Source organism: Leptospira ainlahdjerensis, from assembly GCF_016919175.1.
GTDB lineage: Bacteria > Spirochaetota > Leptospiria > Leptospirales > Leptospiraceae > Leptospira > Leptospira ainlahdjerensis.
Genome location: NZ_JAFFPU010000009.1, coordinates 1 through 253, shown reverse-complemented (window position 1 = coordinate 253; position 253 = coordinate 1). Strand labels below are relative to the sequence as shown.

At 51.4% G+C, this 253-nt stretch carries 1 protein-coding gene; it reads right to left on the bottom strand.

All coding sequences use genetic code 11. The annotated features are described in order from the left end of the window. A partial coding sequence (locus JWG45_RS02080; protein WP_205278135.1) for a hypothetical protein occupies positions 1 to 253 on the bottom strand: 253 nt, incomplete at both ends.

Here is a 253-nt window from a genome sequence, read left to right as displayed (position 1 = left end):
GCGATCCGTAGAGAGCGAAATAGCCAACGAACAGCGGAAGCGAAGTGAGTGGCTTCCAACGAAGTTGGAAAAACAGCGATCCGTAGAGAGCGAAATAGCCGACGAACAGCGGAAGCGAAGTGAGTGGCTTCCAACGAAGTTGGAAAAACAGCGATCCGTAGAGAGCGAAATAGCCAACGAACAGCGGAAGCGAAGTGAGTGGCTTCCAACGAAGTTGGAAAAACAGCGATCCGTAGAGAGCGAAATAGCCAAC